Raw genomic sequence first — 2,716 nt, 5'->3', positions numbered from 1 at the left:
TGACCGTCATTCAACATCAAAGTTACTAAATTTTCCAACTTATAAATTTCCAGCAAAGATGAATTTGAAAGCTTGCTTCCTGTAAGGTCCAGAGAGCTCAAATTCCTTAATTTTTCTATTCCGGGAGGAATAGTTTCGATCATATTTTGCTTGAGTGATACAGACTTTAAGTTTTCAAGCTCATAGAGTTCCTTTGGGAAAATTTTCAGCTTATTTCTCACCACTTCAACAGATTCTAACTTTTTTAGTTTAGAAACCGTTGTTGGAAGGCTTTCTAGCGAATTATATGACAAGTCCAATTCTATTAAGCTTTCCAAATTCCCTATTTCTGACGGCAGCTTTTTCAAATTATTTGATTGAAGACTCAAACGTTCTAATTTTTTTAAATTACCGATAGAAGCGGGTAAGTATAAGTCTTTAAAAACCTGCTTATCATTGGTAATTGCTCCACCCCAATACAAGCTCTTGGAAAGCTTCAATGTTTTCAGATTACGCAGATTACCAAGTTCATTGGGAAACTGATCTATCTTATAGCTTAAAAATTCAAAATATTCCAGACCCGGAATTTTAAAAATTACTTTCGGAATCTCAACAAACTCATTAGAATTGATTGAAATAGCTCTTATATTCTGAAGACCGGAAAATTCTTTAGGCAATGTAGCAACACTCCCTCCTTTTAAGGAAAAATTGATTAATCCTTTCAGGTTCCCTATTTTACCAGGAATTTCTCTAAAATCCTGTTCACCATCAATCATGAGACTTTTGACATTCCAGGAAAAGACTTTCTCAGGAATTTCATGGGCATCATATAATTTGACGTCATCAGATTCTGTTACCTGATCCGCAGAAGGCGGTGGTGGTGAGAATTGTGCATTGATATTCAAAAAAAATCCTGTAAATAGGAATAAAATCTGCTTTTTCATGATTATTTGGATTAAAAATTTATCTACTGAATAGAAATCTGATTCCAGGTAGATTTCTACTTTAGTTTCCAAGAATTTTTGTTTATTTTAATTAGTTTTCATGGCATTTCCTTAGTAATAAATTTTGCGGTAGGTAACAGCAACTGTGCACGTGACACTTCTTGAGGTGAAATATTATTTCCTGAGATATACATTACTTTGAGTTTTTTCATTTTTTCCAATCCTGGAGGGAAAGAAGTAATTTTATTTTGTCGAATATCCAAAACCTCAAGATTTTCCAAGTTATAAATTTCACTCAGGCATTCGTTTGTGAGCTGGTTTTTATCGATAAAGAGACCGGTAAGACCTGTCATACCTCCGATTCCGGGAGGAATTGTATTTATTTGATTTTTGTATATATCCAGCCTTTTCAAGCTTGCAGTTTTATATAATGCTTTCGGAAATACTTTAAACGCATTATTATCCAAATGCAATGTATTCAACTTTTGCAGCTTAAAAAATCCATTTGGTAGCGTTTCCAGAAGATTATTCGAAAACCAGCCATCATTAAGATTTTTCAAAAACCCAATCTCTTCAGGCAGCGCAGACATCAAGTTGTTGCTAAGTGACAAAACCTCTAAATTCTCAAGATTTTTTATGGTAGGCGGAATATTTTGTCCAGATTTTCCTTCTACATTTTTTAAGCTTCTGATATCTAAGCCTCGCGATATGGCAAGTTTTTTTAATGTTTTCAGTTTTCCTATGTCTTCGGGAAATTCAAAGTAGCTGAACTGAGCATATTCCAAATCTTCCAACGCTTTCAGATTAAAAATGACCGGAGACATTTTTGGAGTAAGCATATTGTGCAGGGTGAGCTTTTTCAGTTGATTTAATGAAGCAAATTCCTTAGGAAAATCAGTAATTTTATGACCTCCGGTAAGCATAAAAAACTCAAGATTTTTAAATCTGGAAATGTCTTTAGGAATGCTTCTTAATTCATCAGATTCACTTACGGTTAACGATTTTATATTCCATTTAAAAATATGCTCCGGAAAAGCAGTGATTTCTCTAAGAACAACCTTATCGCTCTCTTTACTGAGATCTTGTTTTGGAATTTCAGGCATTCGTTCATACTGTGCCTGTACGGATAAAGATGCAAAAAGCGCAAATAATATAATTTTCTTCATGATTTTAAAGTTTTAAAAACTCTTCCAAAGAAACCGTTTTCTGTTCTCCTAATTCAAGGTTCTTGTAGGTCACTTTTCTATTTTTAATCTCTTCCTCTCCTAAGAATACCAGATTTCTGATTCCTTTCTTTTCCGCATAGGTGAATTGCTTATTCAGCTTAGCATTTTCAGGGTATAGTTCTGCAGCAATTCCTTTTTCTCTCAACTGAATGATCAGTTTTAGAGCTTCTATGGCTTCTTCTCCACCGAAATTGGCAAATAAATATTCTACTTTTGAAGCAGCTTCTTCAGGAAAAAGTCCCAATTCTTCCATCACCAGATAAATTCTGTCCAGTCCGAAAGAAATTCCGATGCCCGGAATATTTTTTACTCCGAAAACTTCCGTAAGGTTGTCATATCTTCCACCACCTCCGATAGATCCCATCTGCACTTCATCTGCTTTTACTTCGAAGATCGCTCCGGTATAATAATCCAATCCTCTGGCTAATGTGATATTGAAAACCAGATTCTGAATATCCACTCCAAGACTTAAAGACTGGGTAAGAACAAATTCCAGTTCTTCCACTCCTTTTAAACCGATCTCATTTCCTGCAAATTTTTCTTTAAGCTGCAGAAGGTTTTCCAGCG

Annotated in this window: 3 protein-coding genes; all 3 read right to left on the bottom strand. The window is 34.7% G+C overall.

Annotated features, from left to right (window positions below):
- A partial coding sequence (locus ACGHIN_RS17105) for a leucine-rich repeat domain-containing protein (protein WP_390456389.1) occupies positions 1-923 on the bottom strand: 923 nt, incomplete at its 3' end.
- Between the two features lie 98 nt (positions 924-1,021).
- Positions 1,022-2,089 (bottom strand): leucine-rich repeat domain-containing protein, encoded by a 1,068-nt coding sequence (locus ACGHIN_RS17100; RefSeq protein WP_390456386.1) that lies wholly within the window; start codon positions 2,087-2,089, stop codon positions 1,022-1,024.
- Positions 2,090-2,093: 4 nt separating this feature from the next.
- Positions 2,094-2,716 (bottom strand): His/Gly/Thr/Pro-type tRNA ligase C-terminal domain-containing protein (locus ACGHIN_RS17095; RefSeq protein ID WP_390456383.1); only part of this gene is annotated, 623 nt, incomplete at its 5' end.

Source organism: Chryseobacterium barbadense (assembly GCF_042849955.1).
Classification (GTDB): domain Bacteria; phylum Bacteroidota; class Bacteroidia; order Flavobacteriales; family Weeksellaceae; genus Chryseobacterium.
Note: the sequence above shows the minus strand (reverse complement) of the source record. Positions and strands in the feature narration are given on the sequence as shown.

Excerpts from the sequence above, each read along its gene's own strand:
- ACGHIN_RS17100 (WP_390456386.1), bottom strand. The coding sequence starts at position 2,089 with ATGAAGAAAATTATATTATTTGCGCTTTTTGCATCTTTATCCGTACAG.